The 22,129-nt window shown below is 37.1% G+C and carries 22 protein-coding genes; 10 read left to right on the top strand and 12 right to left on the bottom strand.

The genetic code is table 11. The features are described 5' to 3' along the window. Positions 1 to 9: 9 nt before the first annotated feature. Positions 10 to 930, bottom strand: a complete 921-nt coding sequence (locus HP398_RS05430; protein ID WP_371736717.1) for a recombinase family protein — start codon at positions 928 to 930, stop codon at positions 10 to 12. 61 nt (positions 931 to 991) lie between these two features. Then, positions 992 to 1,384, bottom strand: a complete 393-nt coding sequence (locus HP398_RS05425) for an ImmA/IrrE family metallo-endopeptidase (RefSeq protein ID WP_254475891.1) — start codon at positions 1,382 to 1,384, stop codon at positions 992 to 994. Positions 1,385 to 1,640: 256 nt separating this feature from the next. On the opposite strand from HP398_RS05425, the gene HP398_RS05420 reads away from it, so the two are divergent. The 3 genes from HP398_RS05420 to HP398_RS05410 all read left to right on the top strand — a co-directional run bounded on the left by HP398_RS05420 (position 1,641) and on the right by HP398_RS05410 (position 6,734). After that, the gene (locus HP398_RS05420) at positions 1,641 to 2,237 is read left to right on the top strand and encodes a DUF4241 domain-containing protein (protein ID WP_173622088.1); all 597 of its coding nucleotides are present in this window, start codon (positions 1,641 to 1,643) and stop codon (positions 2,235 to 2,237) included. Between the two features lie 196 nt (positions 2,238 to 2,433). Next, entirely contained in the window at positions 2,434 to 3,453 is a 1,020-nt protein-coding gene (locus HP398_RS05415; RefSeq protein ID WP_173622087.1) for a hypothetical protein, read from the top strand. Positions 3,454 to 4,283: 830 nt separating this feature from the next. Next, entirely contained in the window at positions 4,284 to 6,734 is a 2,451-nt protein-coding gene (locus HP398_RS05410; RefSeq protein WP_173622086.1) for a hypothetical protein, read from the top strand. A 202-nt stretch (positions 6,735 to 6,936) separates the two neighbouring features. Here the strand turns inward: HP398_RS05410 and HP398_RS05405 are convergent, their stop codons facing one another. Continuing rightward, on the bottom strand, positions 6,937 to 7,176 hold the full coding sequence (locus HP398_RS05405; RefSeq protein WP_173622085.1) for a DUF7660 family protein: 240 nt from the start codon (positions 7,174 to 7,176) through the stop codon (positions 6,937 to 6,939). A gap of 289 nt (positions 7,177 to 7,465) precedes the next feature. Here HP398_RS05405 and HP398_RS05400 point away from each other — a divergent pair, with 289 nt between their 5' ends. Both HP398_RS05400 and HP398_RS05395 read left to right on the top strand, forming a co-directional pair. Beyond that, positions 7,466 to 7,783: an AAA family ATPase gene (locus tag HP398_RS05400; protein WP_173622084.1), complete on the top strand. Its 318-nt coding sequence runs from the start codon at positions 7,466 to 7,468 to the stop codon at positions 7,781 to 7,783. A 498-nt stretch (positions 7,784 to 8,281) separates the two neighbouring features. After that, positions 8,282 to 9,355: a YifB family Mg chelatase-like AAA ATPase gene (locus tag HP398_RS05395; RefSeq protein WP_173622083.1), complete on the top strand. Its 1,074-nt coding sequence runs from the start codon at positions 8,282 to 8,284 to the stop codon at positions 9,353 to 9,355. Here the strand turns inward: HP398_RS05395 and HP398_RS05390 are convergent. The 6 genes from HP398_RS05390 to HP398_RS05365 form a co-directional block, all read right to left on the bottom strand. Beyond that, a complete protein-coding gene (locus HP398_RS05390; protein ID WP_173622082.1) occupies positions 9,297 to 10,937 on the bottom strand; it encodes a recombinase family protein in 1,641 nt (546 codons plus the stop codon). The genes HP398_RS05395 and HP398_RS05390 overlap by 59 nt on opposite strands. Positions 10,938 to 10,972: 35 nt before the next feature. Next, positions 10,973 to 11,317, bottom strand: coding sequence for an ImmA/IrrE family metallo-endopeptidase (locus tag HP398_RS05385; RefSeq protein WP_371736716.1), 345 nt, complete (start codon positions 11,315 to 11,317; stop codon positions 10,973 to 10,975). Between the two features lie 641 nt (positions 11,318 to 11,958). Continuing rightward, complete coding sequence (locus HP398_RS05380) at positions 11,959 to 12,297, bottom strand: hypothetical protein (RefSeq protein WP_173622081.1); 339 nt, start codon at positions 12,295 to 12,297, stop codon at positions 11,959 to 11,961. Then, on the bottom strand, positions 12,290 to 14,173 hold the full coding sequence (locus tag HP398_RS05375) for a DEAD/DEAH box helicase (RefSeq protein WP_173622080.1): 1,884 nt from the start codon (positions 14,171 to 14,173) through the stop codon (positions 12,290 to 12,292). The genes HP398_RS05380 and HP398_RS05375 overlap by 8 nt, the downstream gene beginning before the upstream one ends. Positions 14,174 to 14,301: 128 nt before the next feature. Next, the gene (locus tag HP398_RS05370; protein WP_173622079.1) at positions 14,302 to 15,222 is read right to left on the bottom strand and encodes a putative phage abortive infection protein; all 921 of its coding nucleotides are present in this window, start codon (positions 15,220 to 15,222) and stop codon (positions 14,302 to 14,304) included. Positions 15,223 to 15,795: 573 nt separating this feature from the next. Then, on the bottom strand, positions 15,796 to 16,275 hold the full coding sequence (locus tag HP398_RS05365) for an ImmA/IrrE family metallo-endopeptidase (protein ID WP_173622078.1): 480 nt from the start codon (positions 16,273 to 16,275) through the stop codon (positions 15,796 to 15,798). 428 nt (positions 16,276 to 16,703) lie between these two features. Here HP398_RS05365 and HP398_RS05360 point away from each other — a divergent pair, with 428 nt between their 5' ends. From HP398_RS05360 to HP398_RS05350, 3 genes are all read left to right on the top strand, one after another. Next, positions 16,704 to 17,321 (top strand): 3'-5' exonuclease, encoded by a 618-nt coding sequence (locus tag HP398_RS05360; RefSeq protein ID WP_173622077.1) that lies wholly within the window; start codon positions 16,704 to 16,706, stop codon positions 17,319 to 17,321. Positions 17,322 to 17,531: 210 nt separating this feature from the next. Next, positions 17,532 to 18,134 (top strand): SLATT domain-containing protein, encoded by a 603-nt coding sequence (locus tag HP398_RS05355; protein WP_173622076.1) that lies wholly within the window; start codon positions 17,532 to 17,534, stop codon positions 18,132 to 18,134. Next, positions 18,131 to 19,456 (top strand): reverse transcriptase domain-containing protein, encoded by a 1,326-nt coding sequence (locus HP398_RS05350; RefSeq protein ID WP_173622075.1) that lies wholly within the window; start codon positions 18,131 to 18,133, stop codon positions 19,454 to 19,456. The genes HP398_RS05355 and HP398_RS05350 overlap by 4 nt, the downstream gene beginning before the upstream one ends. Before the next feature lie 64 nt (positions 19,457 to 19,520). On the opposite strand, the gene HP398_RS05345 is transcribed toward HP398_RS05350, so the two are convergent. Then, entirely contained in the window at positions 19,521 to 19,760 is a 240-nt protein-coding gene (locus tag HP398_RS05345) for a DUF7660 family protein (protein WP_173622074.1), read from the bottom strand. Positions 19,761 to 20,059: 299 nt separating this feature from the next. On the opposite strand from HP398_RS05345, the gene HP398_RS05340 reads away from it, so the two are divergent. After that, positions 20,060 to 20,872, top strand: coding sequence for a barstar family protein (locus tag HP398_RS05340; RefSeq protein WP_217368540.1), 813 nt, complete (start codon positions 20,060 to 20,062; stop codon positions 20,870 to 20,872). Between the two features lie 13 nt (positions 20,873 to 20,885). Here HP398_RS05340 and HP398_RS05335 read toward each other — a convergent pair whose 3' ends face one another. After that, entirely contained in the window at positions 20,886 to 21,263 is a 378-nt protein-coding gene (locus tag HP398_RS05335) for a helix-turn-helix domain-containing protein (RefSeq protein ID WP_254475889.1), read from the bottom strand. Between the two features lie 416 nt (positions 21,264 to 21,679). Between HP398_RS05335 and HP398_RS05330 the strand changes: the two genes are divergently transcribed. Then, complete coding sequence (locus HP398_RS05330) at positions 21,680 to 21,838, top strand: hypothetical protein (RefSeq protein ID WP_173622072.1); 159 nt, start codon at positions 21,680 to 21,682, stop codon at positions 21,836 to 21,838. A 93-nt stretch (positions 21,839 to 21,931) separates the two neighbouring features. Here the strand turns inward: HP398_RS05330 and HP398_RS05325 are convergent, their stop codons facing one another. Further along, the gene (locus tag HP398_RS05325; RefSeq protein WP_173622071.1) at positions 21,932 to 22,081 is read right to left on the bottom strand and encodes a hypothetical protein; all 150 of its coding nucleotides are present in this window, start codon (positions 22,079 to 22,081) and stop codon (positions 21,932 to 21,934) included. Between the last annotated feature and the right edge of the window lie 48 nt (positions 22,082 to 22,129).

The following is a 22,129-nucleotide window of genomic DNA, read 5'->3' as shown; positions in this document are numbered from 1 at the left end:
ATTCCATTATTACAAGCGCCCGCAGCACTGACATTTTAGTAGGTTTCGAAGTAAATACTGATTCTTGGTGTTACGCATAGCTTCTATTTGATTACTTCGAAGGACTTTCTGTGCTTTTTCCCACGTTTCTATATCAACGATGGCTGGAACTTCACGTTCTATCAAATCACGTTTTCTTTTGCTCCGTTTTCCATAGATATGTAATCCATAGTAAGTGGTACTCGTAATGATCCCACGTATTCTTGAGGGGCGCCATATACCCGCCGTATTCTCTTTTCGTTTGCCACGAGTAACTTTCCGACCATCCTTTGCGTAAGCTGTAGGAACACCTAAGGCATTTAAGTATTCGGAGACTTTTATGCATGAGTGGCCTTGGTTAGCCACCATATGGAAGATTAGTCTTACAACTCCCGCCTCTGTCATATCTGAGTGGGGGAGTAGCTCTTCACAAACCTCCAGATAGCCTTCACTGTCTACGCGGTATCCATAGGGGACAATACCTCCAAGCCATTTACCAGCCCGTGCAGCGCGGTTTGCTCCGTACCACAGACGTTCTATGATGGTCTCACGCTCTAAGTCAGCTATCCCTGCTAGAATGGTTAGAAGAAAGCCACCGGATGGGTCACCAGTATCGAAGGGCTCCGTCATGGAACGGATTTTTACACCGTCAGTTTCTAGCTCATGAACTGAATTCAGGATAATCCTCGCAGATCTTCCAAGCCGGTCTAAACGGTAAATGAGAAGTAGATCGATTTCTTTGTTCTTAGCAACTTGTAACAGTTCACGGCCGGCTGAACGAGCTTCTAATGGGATTGTTCCAGTAACACCATCATCCTTGTACCACTTAACGATTTCTAGCTGGTGGAGATCCGCATACTTACGAGCAAACTCTAGCTGATTTTCGATCATACCTCGTTCTGCTTGTGACACGTGCATAAACTCCTAACCTCAACATGGTTCCCTCCTATTTTTGAATTGTCCTTTTGAAATGTTACGAGATGAATCGGATAGGGTTGCAGGACAATCTTGATTTGATTCTCAGCAGCCTATCAGAACAAAGTTCCGGTGTAACCTTAAACTGCTCTGATAAGATATCTAGTATTTCAGGCTGTTTGTAATCATAGTTCTTCAGCATATGTAAGGGTAAGGCAGCGTATCTCGTGAAATTCTTTGCATCCCATTCCTGTAGCTCACGAAAGGCAGTGGACATCATTAGCTGGCGTCCGGAATGACGAAGGATATGACAAAGCTCATGATAAAAATGCTCCCTTTGCATAAGTGAAGGGAGTCTTTTGTCTATCGTTATGCTTTTGAAACGGCCGAATTCATATGCCATTGATGGGAGTTCTTTGTACAAGAGATGGATGTTTAATGCTGTTGCCATACGTTGTTCCTCCAGTTCTTCAGGTGTTTTTATGCCAAGTTGTTTGTAGAAGTGGCTTATCCAGGTTTCGAGTGGGGTAGTAGAGTAGGACAATTTCATCAAATCATTTATTGAGAACACTTGTTCTTATTGTATTATATTACCATTTGCCCTACCTTCTTACTAGTGACAATTCTATGTAAAAGTACCGGAAACTCAGCAATTATTAGAAGATGCTAGTTATTACTAACATCATAAATAGAAAGGTTTGAGTATTATGTCAAAGTTACTGCATGAGATATACAATGGTGCACTACGTCCGGAAAATCTGGAAAAGCTAAAACTTTATTCGGGTAAAATTGTTGCCTGTGATCCAATGATTTCCCATCCGGTTCCATTCGAACGATCAATAGCGCCTGGGGAGTATCCAGTTGTTGCTTGGTGGAACGACGAAGGAGACTGCATAGCGGCTGTTGAGTTGAAGTTTTCTGAATCCCAGCCAGTTCGTTGGGAAATGGCTACTAAAGAGGGGCAACGTATAGATAATTTAGAGGAAGGGCACATATACGGCTATCCCGTAGATACAGGACTAGGCTGTTTTGCTGACGGTGAAGCGATCATAAAAATGGATGAACTAGAAACCAAAATTCAGCGAGAGCGTGGAGAAGATTTTATTAGCTTTTATGATGACGTTGTAGATGATTTGTTGACCGAGAACAACGATACATGGTGTAATCTCATCGTTAGTGAAGATAAAGGACTAAATGTTATGATTTTCCGTTCTGGTTACGGGGATGGTTTTTATGCTTCATATTGGGGAATTGACGAAGGTGGAAATATAGTCTCAATAGTCACTGATTTTAACGTACTCTGAATAGAAGACAGTAAACAGCCTCTTGATCACTGATCAGGAGGTTTTGTCGTTTTATGTCGGATAAACCAGATCGAATGTAGTAGGTAAATGGGACTATTTGCCGAAATATATACATTCACTCTTATTTGCCAAGTAGCTGACATTCAGATCATCCTAAGTGGGTAACAGATCATCAAATATTAGGGAGCAAGAAAGTATGCAGACAGAAGAATTATTGTATTTTTTATCTAAAGCTAATAGTCCATACGAAGTTGGAATGGCATGGAGTATGATGGGACCAATTGAAGATAAATTAAGGGCTATTATCACGCTTGAACACTTTAGTAATAGTTTTCTTCCGGATACTTTTATTAAAGTTCTTTACTCTGAAGATAATGATTTTATATCGTATCTTCAATCAGAAAACATCTTCTTTATTGATAACGATATTTTGAAAAAGATGATCACATTAGATAAGTTCGATATTCCAATTGATTATTCAGTTATGTTTGATACCAATTATGCTAGTTATATTCATCAGTTTGTAAATAATAATACTAATAATTTTAAAAATGAAATCTTTAAATCTATTGATATATTACTTCGTGAAAATTTCCAATACGATTATTACTTTTATTTAGTAGAGAATTCAAAGGCTTTAGATTTAGAACTTCATTATGATATGGATTATTTCAAAAATATGCACCAAGATATCTATGAAAACTTAGTAAGTCTAGAATTGTTTAAGAGTACTGATGAAAAGCTATACAGAGAGAAAGGAAAAGTAAAATATATACTTTCCCCTATTGAAGCCAGACAAAATGTCGAAGAGCTTATTGGAAAACTGTTTTGTACTCAAGAAGGGAAGGATCATCTGAAGCAATTAAGATTCTTGCAAAAGCAATTGACCTTATTTTTAATTGGTGTTTTTCAAATTCATTTTTCAAGTAATAGAAGTCCTCAAAAGAAAATGAAGGAGCTTTTTGATTTTATGAACGAAAAAGTAGGAGTCTACTATGAAAGAGAGGCGATGGTAGCCTACAAATACTTCAAGGAAAAAGGGGGCGTTAGAATATTTAGGAAAATAAATAAGGATACTGCGCCGCAGAAGATTCTTGATTTAATAGAAAACCTTGCATGGGATTTTACTGCACCACGGATTATGGAATTTTTGATGAGGTTTGGAGGAGTAAGTAGTTTTTTATTCCATTCTTCTTATCTCATGATATTGGTTTAAAGGAAATCTTAAAATTATACAGTGTAAAAGGGGTAATTATTAATGAGACTTCTGATTTCATTCCTTTTCCCTCAGTAATTACAAGGGAATATTTGGAGAACGAAAAATGTACAATTGACTTCGATTATTATTTTTCAACCGAGAATAAAACTATGAGAAAAGCAAGATTGGATTTAAACAGAGAAATGATTGATGAAATAATTATAGAGGAATTAAATAGATTAATTCGAGTGATGTGAGAACAAATCTATAGGGGAAAACTAAATAGCCAAATGGGAGTAACTTTTTTAGAAAAGAGTATTAGAAGGAAAAACAAGCTACATTAATAGAAATTTACTTAATAAGCCAATTGCTATGCGAGGTAAGCAACATTAATCTATAATGACGGTAGCGAAGACCTGTTTTTAGTGCAAAACTTCTGCGAGTTTTGATTGAGGACTAGATCATCCGGGGTGGGTCGCTGCCATTTGTCCTAATTGTCATAGAAGCACATTTTTTACATGATTCCTATGAACATAATCAGTTAATAATCCAACAAATAAATAGAGGAAGAAAAAATTTGTTATTAGAAACTTCAGCTCGCAATCCGATATTCAAGCGTATGTTCTTAGCAAAAATTCCGAGTGATTCATGTGTTAAAAGATTACAAAAGGACTGGTAGAGTTATGCTATTTCGCGAAAAAATTTACTGCATTCTATCGTTGTTGTGGTGAACCAAGTCCTTTCGAAAATAGCTTACAGTAAAGGAGATGTATAGGCTGTATTTCATCTAATGATCTTTATTAAGCAAACGAGATTTTTGAGATCTTGAACATTTTTTAGTAGTGGTTGTGTACAAAGAATTTATTAAATCCTACAAAGTAGATTTAATATTAGCTAATCCACTTTCGGCGAAATTAAATCAAAAAAGTCAAAAAGTAGAGAGGTTAAAAATGAGAGAAGTAGTTGCTGTTGAAAACTTAGATATAAATAAAGAGCAGTTTGGATATATATTTAGTCTATTTTTCAAAAAATGCATTGTTTTATCTGACTATAAAGCATCCGATAAATATAGTCGCATTGCGTTAAATGAAAAAGGGAATCAATATTACAAGTACGTTGAATCAGCTTTTAGGGATGTTACTGATCCAGAAATAAAATTAGCTATGTTTATTGCTAGTACTCCGACATTTTCGTTTATTGATTGGGAAAAAACAGACACTTCTTTAGTAAAAGAAGCTTTCGAAAACGAAGTGTTAAATAGAAAGTTATTATTTCCGTGGATTTATGATAGGCTACTGTACGATAAGTACTCTGAACTCTTTACTATCCGTTATAAAGAAATTCCCTATGATGAAACTATAAAATTACTATCTGATACTCCTCAAGGAATTTTCCAAATAGGTAATTACATTGTGGGGCCGTTTGGGGTATTAACATCTTTAGATAAAAGATTGAATCAGCCCATTAGAACTTCTTACATATGGCATTGTAATGAACCAGCATGTAGACGTGTACACTCGGCTGGATTATCGACTGGTAATTGTTTAACATCTAAAGTGCTAGAGTATTTGGAAGACGAACTCAAAAAAAATGAAGCAGCAAAAAAATCAAACATAAAGTATACTCAACTCGGATTGCCGGATTATTATGATGATATGCATCTAGGAGAACTCACAATTCTCTTAACTAATGCATTTAGTGAGTTAGAAATAAAAAACATATTAAAGTACTCAATTGATAGTTACTCAAAAGAAATTAGAGCACTTTTCCCGAAAAATGAAAGAAGGTTATATGGTTCATCAGATCAAATATGTGAACAGTTAAGTAGAGAAGAGTGTATCCAGCTAATATTATTACTAGAAAATAACAGTATTATAACAGTTATAGAGTATCTAATTGATAATAATATCATTAAAATACCTTACACTGAAAAAAGAGAAACACGATATCAATATTATGGTCGAAACTACTTCGACACATATATTGAGGCCTCTTTTTTTGGAATTCGTGCATTACCACTTAGAAAATCGCCTTCGATAAGATTAAAAAACTTAATTGAAAGTCTATATAATAATGATGAAGATTTAAATTGGTATCTTCGACATCAAGAGGGTGATAACACTCATGATAAATTAAATCACTATTTGACAGTAGAAGATCCTAAAAGAATAATTAAGGAATTAGTTTTTGCAAGTCCGCAGAAAATGAGAAGCACGTTTGATTTTTTACGTTTTGGTAATTTCTATATACCAACTTCTACAAATGAAGAGGAGAAGCTTATTAATAAAATTCTATGGAAACTCGGGTATGATTTATCTCTATTTCCAGATATACACAAGTTGTTTTGGGATCGCTTGGAAAAGTTTACTCAAACGACAATAAAGACTAATTCTCCCGATGAAAGTATTAAAGAAATGATTCGTAGTTCAGGAGTCAATTTCTTTGTGTCACTAGAAGAAGTATTGGATTATAGTTTATCGTTTTCAACTTGGGCGCTACTCGCCAATCATTACGCTGATACAGGCTTTAAATTTAATCATGAGGAAGCAAGGAAATTTATGGCATATACTCTTTCAGGACAAAAGTCATTTAATGGATCCCCATTAGTATATGATGAGCAAGGGAAAAATACATTAGGTCCTTTAATTCAGGGTTTTTCAATATTGAGAGATGTATGTTTAAAGATATTAGAAGAAAAGGAGAGCTATAAAAGAACTATAGACGAGACTCCTGGCTATTACAATCGAACGAATGTTATTAAATTCCCTTTTCAACATAAACCTTTATTGTTGGATCTAAGAGATGATGATAGACAACAAATTCTAAATTTTTTAATTGATATTACTAATACTTTGGAACGAAATCGAGTTGCTAACATACGTAATAGAATAGAACATAAAAGAAATGATTTCCCACTTAATGATGAAATAGACAATGCTTGTCGTGCTATTTCTAGTATAATTATGCAAATGGAGCAACTAGGAATTTGTCCAACATTATTCCATTATGCAGGTAATAACGTTGACAAGTTTGATAGGGGAACTAACAAATATGTAAATTATAAGGGGAAAGAAGTTAATAATATTTTTGACAATTCTTATTCAAATTGTCGTCTCCCTTCTGTTTCCGTTCCTCAATTTATTATCCCTTGCATGAGGATTCATGGTTCAAATGTTGTATTACGATTCTGGGTACAAGAAAGTTCAGACTATGTAGATAGGTGGGGGGAGTTTGACAAAATTAGAAATATAAAGGAAGATAAAACACAAGAAATATCTTTTATTGAAAATCCACAATAATAAAGAAGTAACTTATAATTACACAGCGCCATATAAGAAAAACATTTTGAAACAATTGCCCCTTTTGTGGGGCAATTGTATTTTATAAACACAATTAAATAAGCGAGGAAAGAGCCGAATATTGTTATCGAGTCTTCTTGTCATTTCATATACTCAGTTCCGTATGATACCTCTCATACCTCACATAATTTGTTCCAAAAAACTACTCATAAATCTTCCCTATGTATAAAATGGCAGCAAGTGACTTCCATTCGGGTTGATCTGGAAGACACCCCATATCTGTTGTATCTTCCATCCAGGATTCCATTGCCTCCAGAAAGGCAGCGAGCGATAGGTTTTCCCATTCCTCAGGGTTCACTTGAAGGTCGTGGTGTAATGCCTTTATAAATTCAATGAGTTCATCTTTTGAATCAACATTCTCGCATTTCTCAAAAAGGTCCATACTAATGATTTCTCCTCCCTTATCATTGTAAAGATGCGGATCGTTTAGATTCGTTGTCACACTCTATTTCCTATACGGCAACAACCTGGCTCAAGGTACTTAACGTAAACTAAATCAATTTGGAGCTCCTTGAGAACCAGGTCATGATTCATAGAGTTATCACAACATTGATCAAACGGTTCTTACTTGAATTTACATCATTATAGACTTACATTTAGGAATTGTTAATATATAAGGAACGATTATGTTATGGTATTTAGAATAAGCTTCATATGGAGGCGATTCCATTTTGGGAATTACTAATATTGAGATTTTGGATGAGGAAATCATGGAGAAGTGTAGATTACAAAATCTAGGTAAAATAAATGTGATATGTGGACGAAATAATAGTGGAAAGGCTACAATTCTTCGGCAAATCTATATGAAGAATTTCTTAAATGGCTATACCCTAACTAAACAAGAAATTGAATCAGAAATTACTCGAATTTTTAGAAACATACTATTATCAGAACCAATTACTAGTTTTATGCAAGATAAGCTTCTGAATATTTATCAGAATAAAGATTCTATCACTTGGTATGGTGATGAACCACTAGAACTATTTTAAAATTGCTTTAGTAGTACAAATAAGTTTGTGGGATCTTTGTACGAAGAAGAGGATGAACAAACTGAAAATAAAGATAAAGTTAATAAATCATTAGGAGAAATTTATCAAGTTGTAGGGAACGCCTAGACAAAATCAGAAAAACAATTGGAGGATTTCAAAATTTGTTATATTCCATCCAAGAGAGAACTTGAGGTCACGAAGGTACAGGCGAACAACTGACGTACGAATGACTCGGGAAGAGGGCTGGGGAGATCTAATTGACCAATATAAATTATAGTATGTCAAAAGTAAAGCGATTCATCTTCGCTAATAGATCCGAGAAGTAGCAGTTGAGCCGATATTCAACTGTTCAAGTTTTAATTTCTATACCCAGTATAAATAATGAAGTCCAAAATTATAGCTCTTGACAAATTTTTATTAAACGCTAAGGCAAAAGCTCCAATTTACTTGCCCACCCCCTCTATCTTTTCCTACCCTATAACCAGAGGGGGAGAGAACATGTACGCATGCAGTTATTCAGGCACGGTGCTCGGCATAGATGGAATGGTCGTCACTGTCGAAACAGACATAGCAAATGGCTTGCCTCAATTCGACTTGGTCGGACTGGGGGGTTCTGCAGTAAAAGAAGCGAGAGATCGTGTTCGTGCTGCCCTTCGTAACGCAGGATACGACTACCCAATGCAGCGGATCACCGTTAACCTAGCACCAGCAGACCAGCGCAAGGAAGGTTCTGGTTTCGATCTAGCTATTGCGTTCGGTATTTTACTTGCCTCGAAGCAAATGCTCCCTAGACCAGAGAGAATCCTCGTTCTTGGAGAGTTGGCATTAGACGGTTCTCTTCGCCCTGTAACGGGTGTACTCCCCATTTTGCTAGAAGCTAAAAATGTAGGATTTACCCACGTGATTCTCCCCGAGCAAAATGCAGCGGAAGCACAGCTCGTCGACATTACCGTATTGCCTGCGAGTAATTTGGAAGAGGCCGTGAACTACTGGAAAGAAGGACTTCATAGTAAGAACTCAGACTTGATTTTTTCCGAATCGGAAACAGGCAAGACAAATAAAAACCAACTGCCCCCGGACTTTGCCAATGTTTACGGACAGCAATTTGTAAAACGTGGCTTGGAGATCGCAGCAGCTGGATTTCATAATGTGATATTGGTGGGGCCTCCAGGTTCAGGGAAAACCCTTTTAGCTACTTGCCTGCCTGGTATCATGCCGAACATGACCATTCATGAATCTTACGAAGTGACGAAAATATACAGTATTGCTGGTCAATTGAAGCGGGAGAGTGGGCTCGTTGAGGAGCGACCTTTTCGTGCTCCACACCATACGATTACCGCTACTGCACTGATTGGCGGTGGTACGCAAATCCCGCGTCCCGGAGAGTGTAGCTTGTCTCACGGCGGAATCCTCTTTCTTGATGAGATGCCCGAGTTTTCTCGGCATGTATTAGAGGTACTGCGCCAGCCGCTAGAATCAGGGGCTGTTACGATTGGACGATCTAAGCAGGTTTTTACCTTTCCTGCTCGGTTTCTGTTAATTGGTTCATGCAATCCTTGTCCGTGTAGATAATATCCTTGGCAAAACAATACTGAACGGTGACTGAAGCACGAGGACGTTTTGAACCTACGCTAGGTGTTGTATGTACCTGAATGCGTTGGACCAAAGCCTTCACAATTTCACGTCTCGTTTCAAATGAGGGATTGTCATCTAGTTTGTTTCGTAATGATGTGAGTAATTGAAAAGCATTCTTTACCTTAGTAGAATAATCGTGGTCGATTTGCAATGAGGTTCGTATTTCTTTTATGCGTTGCTCGAGGAGCTCTTTCTCTTGATTTATTTTTTGGATCTGTTTCTCTAAATCGGTAAAAGTGATGATGCTTTTACGGAAGAGGTCCAGGATACTTTGACGTTCTATATCTTTATCATCGATGCTCTTTTGAATAAGTGCTATTTCGGACTCCAAATCGACCTTCTCAGTCTGCTTTACTTCTCTAGCTGCAGCAATCTCCTGAAGGGCTTCCCCTGGCTGATTAATAAAGGCCAAGCAATCTCTCCACACAAGGTCCTCGATCCAATCTTGCGGCAAATTTTTCGAAGTACATTTACCTTGCATCGGGCCCTTATATGCTTGCTTTCCTGTGCAAGTGTAGTACCCTTTTAGCGCTCGTTTACTTCCAGGATAATGAATCCCCACATAAGTTAATCCGCAACACTGACATTTTAGTAAGCTACGTAGTAAATATTGATTCTTGATGTTACGCATAGCTTCAATTTGGTTACTTCGAAGGACTTTCTGTGCTTTTTCCCACGTTTCTACATCAACGATGGCTGGAACTTCACGTTCGATGACATCGCGCTTTCGTGTGCTCCGTTTTCCATAGAAATGTACTCCCTTGTAAGAGGTATTCGTTATAATCCCACGTATTCTAGAGGGTCGCCAGATACCCGCAGTATTCTCTTTTCGTTTGCCACGAGTTACTTTCCGATCATCCTTGGCGTATGCCGTAGGGACGCCTAGTGCATTCAGGTAGTCTGATACTTTAATGCAGGAATGGCCTTGGTTAGCTAGCATGTGAAAGATTAGCCTAACAACTCCGGCTTCTGTCATGTCTGATTGGGGGAGTAACTCTTCACAAATCTCTAGATAGCCTTCACTGTCTACTCGATAACCGTAGGGGACAATACCTCCAAGCCATTTGCCGGATCGTGCAGCGCGGTTTGCGCCGTACCACAGACGTTCCAGGATGGTCTCCCGTTCTAAGTCAGCAACTCCAGCCAGAATGGTTAGAAGAAAACGACCAGATGGGTCACCAGTATCGAAGGGCTCCGTCATGGAACGGATTTTTACACCGTCAGTTTCTAGCTCATGAACGGAATTCAGGATGATTCTGGCGGATCGACCAAGTCGGTCTAACCGGTAAATAAGAAGAAGATCGATAATTCCGTTCTTAGCATCTTGTAACAATTCGCGGCCGGCTGGACGAGCTTCTAGTGGGACGGTTCCTGTAACGCCGTCATCCTTGTACCACTTAACGATTTCTAACTGATGGAGATCCGCATACTTACGAGCAAACTCGAGCTGGTTTTCGATTGTACCACGTTCTGCTTGATCGTCTGAACTAACACGTGCATAAACTCCTAACCGCAACATGGTTCCCTCCTATATTAATTTGTCCTTTTGATTTGTTACGAGATGAATCGGATTGGGTTGCATGACAATTTTGATTTGATTCTCAGCAACCTATCAGAACAAAGCTCCGGTGTAACCTTAAACTGATCTGATAAGATATCTAGTATTTCAGGCTGCTTGTAATCATAGTTCTTCAGCATATGTAGGGGTAAGGCAGCGTACCTCGTAAAATTCCTTGCATCCCATTCCTGTAGTTCACGAAAGGCAACTGGCATCATTAGTTGGCGTCCGGAATGACGGAGGATATGACACAGCTCATGATAAAAATGCTCCCTTTGCATAAGTGAAGGGAGTCGTTTGTCTATCGTTATACTTTTGAAGCGGCCGAATTCATATGCCATTGATGGGATCTCTTTGTAAAAGAGATAGATGCCCAGTGACCTTGCTATACGCTGTTCATCCAGTTCCTCGGGTGTTTTATCCCAAGTTGTTTGTAAAAGTGGCTTATCCAGGTTTCAAGTGGAGTGGGAGAGTATGCTAGTTTCATGGAATCACCTAGATAGGAACCTTTGTTCTTATTTCATAATCTTACCATTTTTATTACATGCATACTAGTGACAATTCAATGTATAATCGCTGGAAGTAAACCCAGTGCCTGAATCGTCGATGAAAAGCAGCTAGTGAGTAAGAGGGGGGACCAACAAATGAAGCTTCTAGATATACAGATTAAATTTAACGAGGATTTAAAGCAGAAACTAACTATAGAGGAATTTGAGTAATGGGTGTATGTTACTCCTGAGATTGAAGAGCATTTTGGTCATGGCTTTTACCTGGAACTTGTTAGTTTAGACTTCAAAGGTAAGTACATATATTTAGACCTGATTGGAGAGCTTGAGTACCCTGTGGGGAAGAATTAGGTAACATTATAACTAAAAGAATCAACGAACTCCATCGTGCCACCTTTTTGATATTTAGATTGAGATATTAATGTCAAATGGGTGCTATTCTCAAATCAAAAAGGAGAGCAATCGCTCTCCTTTTTTCATGCTGTCTGGTTTTTAAGAAGCATTTCGTCAGTGACAGCATCGACCAAATCTTTCATAACAGCAGCAACTTCAAGCTCTCTGTCATAAATAATGCTTTCATGACCGAATTCCGTCATAATAACTTTTTGTAGAAATTCCTTTTCGTCAAAAAAGTAAGTTGTAGTAATGTCTTCGCCATCATCAACGAAAACTAATTCTGCTTTAGTACCATGTTCCCACTTGGAAAATTTCACTTGAGTGTAATCAGGATCCATCGCATTCTCGATGAGATCAGACGGCCAGAGTGGATTAAGATATAACGATTCCCACAGATTTTTCCTTAGGGCATCAACCATTTTTGACACTCCTTATCATTTTTTCGAGATGACTGATTATTTGAGTTAATTCTTTCTCGGCATGTGTGTAATCTTCTATCGTCCATTGTTTCCGATCCCCAAACGTTTTTTGCAGCATTGCGTTTAAATAAACAGCAATGATTGCAGCGTTATCCCCTGAATCTCTGGCCCAACGGACATCAGCACGCAATGGTAGTTTAGCCAATTCATAACCTTCTTTGGATAAACCATTATCAACCAGGAGTTGGGTAGGAATATCATGTTGTATTTTTTGTGAAAAAGAAGACCTCACCATCATACGGAACTTTTTTGGGTTTTTCAACAAAGGGTTTGTATTGGTAGGACGGTCTTGTTGTAAAACAATTTTTCGGAGTTCAGGTTCCGAATGATTAGGTAAGATATCTTTTAGCTTCGTCACTCTTTCTGCAATATCCTTCTCATACTCGTCTTGTTGATTTGCAGCCTCAGTATACTCATAATATTCGGAAGAAAAATAGAGATCTCCTTCCATGGTTACTGTTCCAATATCTTGCGGCTTCGGATTACGTAGACTTTTTTCGAGTTTTTTCTCGCCCTTTTCCTGCTTTTGAACAGCCTTGAGGACGTCGCAGTACTCACTTTCTTTTTTATATTCATTCCAAAGAGGATCGAGACCAAGGTCACGGTGGGCTATAACTACACCAATATTATCTTTCGGAGAACACACTTCAGTTTCGGGTATGCTTCGAAGGATGCGTCCAATAAATTGGGCATAGGGTGCTAAACTACGGTATGGCCTAAAGATAGCTGCTACAGACAGATATTTATGATCATATCCCTCTCCAAGCATGGCTACGTTCAAAACAACATCAACTTGATGGCTCTCCACTTTTCGAAGCGACTCTTCTTTTTCGGCTTTATGTAGTTTACTGTGAACAACTACAACACGAAGACCAGCATTTTCATACAACTTTTTAACATCTTGTGCGTGGTTAATGTTGCAGCATACACCAATGATTTTGTGGGGTACATCACTAGCAGCTCTTCGTTCATTCAACTCTTCTATACTTGATTCTACAATCTGAAGATTACATTCTGGTGAAAGAGCAACACTCTTTGAAATATATTCCTCATCTTTAATACCTAATTTCCGAATTTCCTCTAATGTGTAGCGAGTCGGGTTTTCACCGATTGTAAGGTAAACTGCTTCAGGAATCAGGCGGAAATTTTCAAGAGTTTTCACAATTCCTAGTGCCATTGCCTTACCTAAACGATAATTTGTAATAATATGGCCTTCAATTGGTTTACGATCAGCACGAAATGGGGTGCCAGTTACCTTTAGAACTTTAGCTCCTGAAAAGTATCTCAATGCTTCTTGCCAAGTCTCAGCAGGTGAGTGATGAGCTTCATCGATAATAATCATATCAAAGAAGTCATCTTCAACTTTGTTTAGCAATGAGTTTCGATGAGCAGTGGTTAACTTGTGTATATTGAGAATCACGATATTGCTGTTTTCAAGCTCTTCCTGAAGAGTGTCTTTATCGTATTCAGTGACAATAGGTAGTTCTGAATAGGTCTCAAACACTTTACGCGCCAACCAAAAGTTCTCAGGAGAAGAGGGGTCCAATGATTCCATAACATGGTCTTTAATTACCAGTTGTGGGGTAATGATAAGAACACGGCCTTGGCTAATTCCGTAAGGTGCCAAAGCCATTACACCAGTTTTTCCAGCGCCTGTAGGTAAAACAACGACCGCGTGGTCAGGCGATTTGTCTACTAAGAAGTGCTTGCAAATATCCAGGTAAGCCTCATATTGTGGTTCACGAAGCTCACCAGTGTTTTCTAGGATGTTTGCACTCGAATTCAAAAAATAATGCTCATCAAATGCCTGTAACATATCAAAACCTCCGATTTGTTGTTTTTTGAAATATCTTAGCCCATATTTTAAACGTGCAATTGAATCGGATATTTCTAGGCAAGAAAAAGTAATCTCATTATGTAGATAATGTACGGCGGATATAAAAATCAAAGATTAAATCTCATTGCTAAAATATGATGATCATTGTGCAGTGCTAACATTGACTTGTTTATATGTTTGAGTATGTTATACCGAATAATCAGTGGGATGAAGTTGTTCTCTTCTGTAAAGGAAACAGCATTGTAAAAGAGTAATAACAATTCGGATGATGAGAGTTGCGCTCTTACGATATCAGCGTATTTTTCTTTTTCTTTTGGATCAAGAATGGACGTGTCAATCATCTTAAAAAGATGGTAAAGATTGCGATAATAATGTCCTATATAATGTTCGTTTTCTTCGTACCAAAATTTGTACTTGCTTTGAATAATTAATAGCCTTTTGTCAATTGTCATGTGTTCTATGTCAGTAGATAGTTTGAAACTTAATTCTAAATACAGTTCTTTTATAACGTTTCTTCCGCTATGGGTAACAACGTACGTCGTTCTACTATGGGTGTTGTAGTTGTAATCCTGATTTTCTTCTACGCGCTCCATAGAATTAACAATCTCATTATGTAATGAGATCCCTTGAAATATGGCACTTTCAACCCTTTGTTTTTCTAAATTAAGGTTCTGGGCCAAATGGGCTTGTCTGGTTAATTCCAATTCTTCTTGTTGTTCAAGGAGAGCTTTATTGGTTTGCTCAAGTTCCTTTTTTTGTGTAGTGAAAGTTGCAATCAACAAAACGAAAGATGCAAATGTGAGTAAGGGAACGCTTGACCCTCCAAGCCAATCTCCGGTTTGCCCTAACAGTTCTTGGTTAGTGATACCATACCCAAATTTGATAATGAATGGGTTTAATAATGCAAAAATGGCAAGAAGGATAACACCGATTTTAAGCAATTCTCCACGCTCTCCTTTTTGGTAATAGATTAAAAAATAACAAGAAACTAAAACGGATATGACTATTATTAAAAGAATCAACGCCATTAATAATTCCTCACTGTTTAAGCTATTTAATATACCCAAACCCACCCTTCGATCGCGCAACTGCGGCCGCCTTCTCAGGGAATATTAAGTACAAGCGATAATACACAAATTCTTCAGACAGTAGAAACTCGTCAGCCATCATGGATATATCCATCGGCTGGTCATAGGAGATGATCACCTCTTACAGCATCTTCATAGGCATGAACAGGTAAGAAGAGAAGTTCTTACCTGGCGCTCTTGAAGTGCATGGAGGGCCTTTGTTGTATGCATCTGACAGATCGTATGTAAGTATAGATGACTGAATTCTTCAACTAGCAATACCTTGTAGTTGATATAATTGGCAACTTTAGGTATTAAAATAAACTCATTCCGAAACCCAGTACATACGGAGTATGTGAGGTCTGAGGTCCATAAGCATTCCTCTTAGAATAGGCATATTTTAGTAGTTACACCTATAATAATGTTTTATAGGTAAAAAATCCGTCGTATTATGTCGAAAATCAGGAATAATACCATATTTACTTTTAAGTAATGGCGAAAAATGAAAAAACCTGCTATTTAAGCAGGGGAAAGTTAGACTACAGCAAGTTTTAATTTATCCTGAATTTTTTGTAATCGTGCTGCGCATAGTTCTGGCGTAACCTTAAACTGCTCTGATAGGACATCCAGTATCTCTGGCTGCCTAAAATCATACCTTGTCAGCATGTGCTGTGGCAGCGCAGCATACCTAGTAAAATTCTTAGCATCCCATTCCTGCAGTTCTCGAAATGCCGCTGGCATCATAATTTGGCGGCCGGCATGACGAAGAATATGGCATAGCTCATGATAAAAATGTTCCCGTTGAACAGACGAGGGAAGTCTACTGTCGATGGTGATACTTTTGAAGCGGCCGAACTCATATGCCATTGATGGGATCTCTTTGTATAAGAGATGGATGTGTAATGATCTTGCAATACGTTGTTCGTCTAATTCGTCAGGTGTTTTTATGCCAAGTTGTTTGTAGAAGTGGCTTATCCAAGTTTCAAGAGGGGTAGGAGTGTAAAATAGCTTCATTGATTCACCTCTAGTAGGAACGTTTGTTCTGTATATAATCTTACCATTCCTACTTTTTTCCTACTAGTGACAATTTGATGTACTGATTACGACTTAATTAGGAGAATATGTCGTTTTATGTCGGATAAACCTGATCGAATGTAGTAGGTAATTGGGACTATTTGCCGAATTGTATACATTCACCACTAATTAGCAAGGAGATGGCATTGTAAGGTACAAAGGTCAAATGATTTGTATCAGGTACAAAGTAAGGGACAAGGGCAACAAGGGGTAAGATCGGAAAGATAGAGTGTTTGAATTGATGCCAATTGAGGTAGTTAATAATAGTAAGCAAATTTTTTTCATTGTTAACATAATCCCTAGATATCTATATCCTGGTGCTTTGATTTCTTAAAAGTCAAGAAATGAGCAGTAGAAGGAGGATAATGATGCTTGAAGATTTAACGGTAATAGATTTTGAAACCAGTGGATTAGATAGTAAAAAAGATCGAGTAATCGAGTTAGCAGCTATTCGAGTAAAAAAGGGGGAAATAATAAGTGAATTTTCAACTTTAGTACATTTCAACGGTAATCTAACAGAAAAAATCACTGAAATAACTGGAATAACCAATCAAAATGTTGCTTTGGGGATGCAAGAAGATTTAGCCTTTAAGATGCTTTTCCAGTTCATAGAAGATAGTACCTTAATTGCCCACAATGCTGGATTCGATCTTGGATTTCTTCATTTCTCTTTAAAAAGAATAATGGGGCAGAGTTTTGAAAATAACTTTATCGACACTTTAACAATATGTAGAGATAGAAATGGTTACCCCCATACGCTAAATGAAATGTGTGCTCGGTATAGTGTTAGCGTCAATGAATCACATCGAGCGCTTGCTGACTCTTTAGCATGTTGGGAACTGTTTAAAAAACTAAACGAAGAAGAGAGTGTGGAGAAATATTTAAATGTACTGGGGTATTATAAAAAATACGGGCCTCCAAAATGGACACCAAATAATGCAAAATTAGTTGGTCAAGAAATCAATAATCTCAAAAATTTGGGTTAATTCTCAATTTATTGTTGAAATAAATACTGAAATATAATAAAAATAAGTTGTGTGAGCCCTTATCTCTTCTATATTAGAGATAATTCCTTCGGGAATGAGTCTAATTAACAAGAATATTCTATTCTTCTTTCATAATTATATGAGAGAACCCTTTATTGGGTGAAAATGTAAAGTATCAAGGGCTCACATTTATTTATGTAGGGTGGTCAAATGACAAAACAGGATAAAATCTATACAAGACTATTAGATAATATTTGGATTACGAGAAAATGTCGTATTCAGACTTCAGAGAGATTAGAATCGACTGATTTTTGGGCACAAGTTCTAATTAATTATTATACTTTGATTGTTCTTGTTGCTTCAATTTGGACGATTTCCCCTGAAAACTCAACACCTTTCATCTCGTTTGTCCTAGTAATAGCTTCGTTATTCTTATTTGCTTCAACTTTATTTGTTAGCTCTAGGGACTTTAAAAGTAGAGCAAAGGACTTGAAAAATTGTTACTTGAAAATGGAGGGATTATATAGAGAACTACAAATCATTCAAGAAGATCCAAATACTAAGGAAATTAATCTCGCTCAGTTCAAAGACATTTCAAACAAGTATGATGATTTATTAAGTAATGTCGAAAATCACAGTAAATATGATTATTTAATTTTTATAAAAGAACAAAAAATACGAGAACTATCCCTATCAGAGAATCAAAGAATATTTTGGTACAGAGTTCGTATTAGAATCGTCATTATTGGATTATTTATTCTACCTCTGCTAATCCCAAGTATTCTGATTTTTTTAAAGGGTGAATCTGTATGAGTGGATTTGATGTTTACAAAAAAAAATTTACTGAAAAAGAAATTAGACATGTGTACGAAACTGTGATCAAAAAGAAAGCAACAACTGGATTAGATCGAATTAATAAGGAAACATTTGAAAAGAATCTTGATGAGAATATTGAAATTATTACTAGGAAAGTTGCAAATGGCACATATGATTTTATTTCATATAAAGAGAAACTAATCATGAAAGGAAGGGATAAATTCCCAAGGGTAATTTCAATTCCAACTATAAGAGACAAGATTACTTTAAATATAGTAAAAGGTATTTTATCTACTGAGTTCCAAAGTGTTACGAATAACGAACTAATCCAAGTTAAAATAGGTAAACTACAGGATTCAATTCAGAATGATGGGTATGATTACTTTATCAAGTTTGACATCAAGAATTTTTATCCTACGATAAACCACAGAATATTACTCCAGAAGGTAAGAGGTAGAATTAAGAGCAGGAAAATATTAACTCTAATTAAAAGAGCAATACAAACTCCAACAAAGTCACCTGCAAACACAAATGATCAAAATGTAATAAATATAAAAGGAGTACCGCAAGGTTTATCAATATCAAATGTTCTTGCTGACGTTTACTTAAACGAAATAGATAATGATTATATCGGGAAAAAGAATTTAAAATATTTTAGGTATGTTGATGACATAATAATTCTCTGTCACAAAAAGGATGTAACTACTATCCGCAATCAGATTAATAATGAGTTTAAGATGTTGAAATTGAAAATCAATATAGAAAAAACAAATTCTGGAGAACTTGAAAGCGGGTTTGAATTTCTTGGTTATCATATAAAAACAAAGCACTATTCGGTAAAGGATCAATCGCTAAAAAAGTTGAAGCAGTCAATATTAACAACTTTTTCCGAATATAAGTATTCTAGTTTACCGAATAAACTTGAAATATTACTTTGGAAGCTAAATTTAAGGATAACAGGCTGTAAATTTGATTCTAAAAAATTTGGATGGTTATTTTTCTTTTCGCAAATTAACGACGAATCGTTATTATTTAAACTTGATTGTTTTATAAAAAAATTGTGTACAAGATATGGGGTTCCTAAACAAAATATTAAACGATTTGTAAGGACATTTTCGGAGATTCGTGAAAATGTTACTAGAACTAAGTATATTCCTAATTTTGATAATTACAGTACCGCAGAGAAAAAACTAATATTGAAAAATATTTTCAATATCAAAGTATCAAAATTTACAGATGAACAAATTGATAATAAATTCAAATGGCAGATCTTTAAGTCAGTCAAAGAGTTAGAAAAGGATATTCAAAATATATCTTAACAACAAGACTCACATAATTATTGTGAGTCTTGTTGTCATTTCGTTGCTCCGCAAGATACGCTAACTACTCATAAATCTTCCCCATGTACAATATAGTAGCAAGAGACTTCCACTCGGGCTGATCCGGCAGATACTCCATATCTAGTGTATCTTCCATCCAGGATTCCATTGCCTCTAAAAAGGCAGCGAGCGATAGGTTTTCCCATTCATCAGGGTTAATTTGAAGATCGTGTCTTAAAGCCTTTATGAATTGAATAAGTTCATCTTTGGAATCAACATTGTTGCATTTCTCAAAAAGGTCCATAATAATTTCTCCTCACGTGTAACAGTAAAGACACTTATAGTTTAACTCATCTCGTTGTGATTTCTGAATCCCTGTTCGGCATGATTCCTTAAATACCTGACATGCTCAAAAACATTTGTAATTGTCAGTAGGGGAATCTCTCTGTCATGAAAAATCTCAACTTCGACTAATTACCATCGACTGCAGTGATGTTATCAAATGTGGGGCAGATTCTTTATATATCCGTTTGTACACACTACTCCTGACTTTTCCAGCATGTTACTATGATACTAACTATCTGGAACTTGGTGGTGAAGAATATGGATATTGAGTTTGAAGCCAAAGTATGTCACATTGGATTATCCATAGGGTTCTTTTCTAAAGATCATATAATCGTGTGGGCAGATAAAGTAATTGATCTTTTAGAGGTAACAGTTATACCTGATAGAGTGTTTGACCTTTCAATGGTAAAAAAAGAGGAGGACATTCCTCGCTTACTTATCGAGCTTTGCACTAACACAGACGAAGAAACAGCACTAAAAACAATAGTTGGAATGATTAACTTCAGTTACAAAAACAAACACTATACTCTTTATGAGACATGTGAAATTCTCTATAGGTTATCAAATTACGTTGATTCTGATCATGAATGGAATGGATATCTGTATGCGATCACGGGAAACCTTGAGCGTGCCCTGGATGGATATGGGGATGTAAATACTTCAAGGGAAGAAATAGAAGAGTTTTTATTTGAACACGAGAAATATTCCGAATTGTTCCATCTGAATTCACTTCCAAACCAACCACTAATTACAGAGTTTAAGCCGAGGAAGGAGCATATACTTTTAGATGTTTCCCGTGTAGTGGCTCCAGCAGATCTTCATATGATCTTGAAACGTCAACTTGATTTCCCTGATGTGTACGGTATGAATTGGAATGCATTTTGGGACGCGATCACCGGTATGGTAAAGCTACCCATGAAAATAACTATAACTGGATGGGAAGTATTGGAGGAACGGCTTCCGAAAGAAGCAGATTCTTTAAAAAAACTTCTTAAGGACTATTCATTACGTTATACTAACGAAATTTTCACAGTAGAGTATGAACAAAAAAGCGAGACATCTTCTAATTGAGGATGTCTCGTTGTCATTTCTGTTGCTCCGCAAGATACCTCAAGTACCTCACATGCTCTAAGGCCTTCTTTTTATCTTCCTCGCTGAGCTTATCCAGCTCATAGAAGAATAAGCTTTCATATTCGGAGAGTGGTTTGTCTTTCTTGGAGGTAGGGGATGGTATATCCTCTAAAATTCCAGCTTTCTCCAAAAGTTCCTCATATGTAACGCCCTTCAAATATGCAGCGAGCACTTTCAAGGTCTCGTGCTTTGTTTTATGGGTACCAGCTTCAATTCTATTAATTGTCGAATGGCTCACGCCTGAAACATCCGCGAGTTCTCGTTGGCTTCTGTATCCACTTTTTTCTCTAATACGAGCAAAAAAAACGCCGAATTCTTTTAGATTCATCATCACATCACCGTCTTTATCATATCAAATCTCTGTATCATGTATGAAACAAAATTGTATCATTCGTGAAATTTCTTGTTGCATGCATGTTACACGTGTGGTAATTTATATTTGTAACATGCGTGAGACAAGGGAGGAGGGGAATAAAGTGACAGTCATTCTAAAGCCGGGGATCCTTGATAATCTCCAACATGATATGAAGATGAATGACCAGGAGTTTTCCGATTTCATTGGAGTATCAAGAAGCCAACTATGGAGGGCGAAGCTTCCTGCCGTTGACAAACGCTTTTCGCTAGGGAAGGATTTCATTGCTAAAGTGCTAGTAGCTTTTCCAAATCGTACATTTGAAGATATCTTTTTTTTGGACAAGGTGTCTCACGTGTGTGACAGAGAGATATCGGCATGAAAGGAGACTAACAATGATCAAACCACCTAAAGGTATCGAATTCCATCGTGAGTTCGCACCTGATATGAAACGAATGGTCCATGCTTTAGAGGTTTTGCTTAAGTCAAAACCAGCAGAACCAAAGGAAGCCACTCAGCCAGACCAACCGGTTACAAAAGAGGAAACAGCCTAAAGGAGTGCTGGATGACACTCACACAACTGCATAGAGCGCCGAAGAGCGGGAGCGAGCGAAGATATGAGCCGCGCCTTAATACATTCCACCATTTCACCAGGTAAGGGTGATAACAAGGTCAAGGTGGAGGTCACTGCCAAGACTCGACGCTGCATGCAGTTGTGTGATGAAAGAGAGGTGAAAATGATGCAACTGACTGAGCAACAAGTACGCCAGATTGTGCGGGAAGAGTTGGCTGCACACAAAGTACAGCCCCCTCAATTGCAAATTCGTACGGTTGTAGATCCTCAG

Origin of the sequence: Brevibacillus sp. HB1.4B (genome assembly GCF_013284285.1) — a bacterium.
Lineage (GTDB): Bacteria > Bacillota > Bacilli > Brevibacillales > Brevibacillaceae > Brevibacillus > Brevibacillus porteri.
The sequence above is the reverse complement of the archived record's forward strand: the minus strand, read 5'-3'. Positions and strand labels throughout refer to the sequence as shown.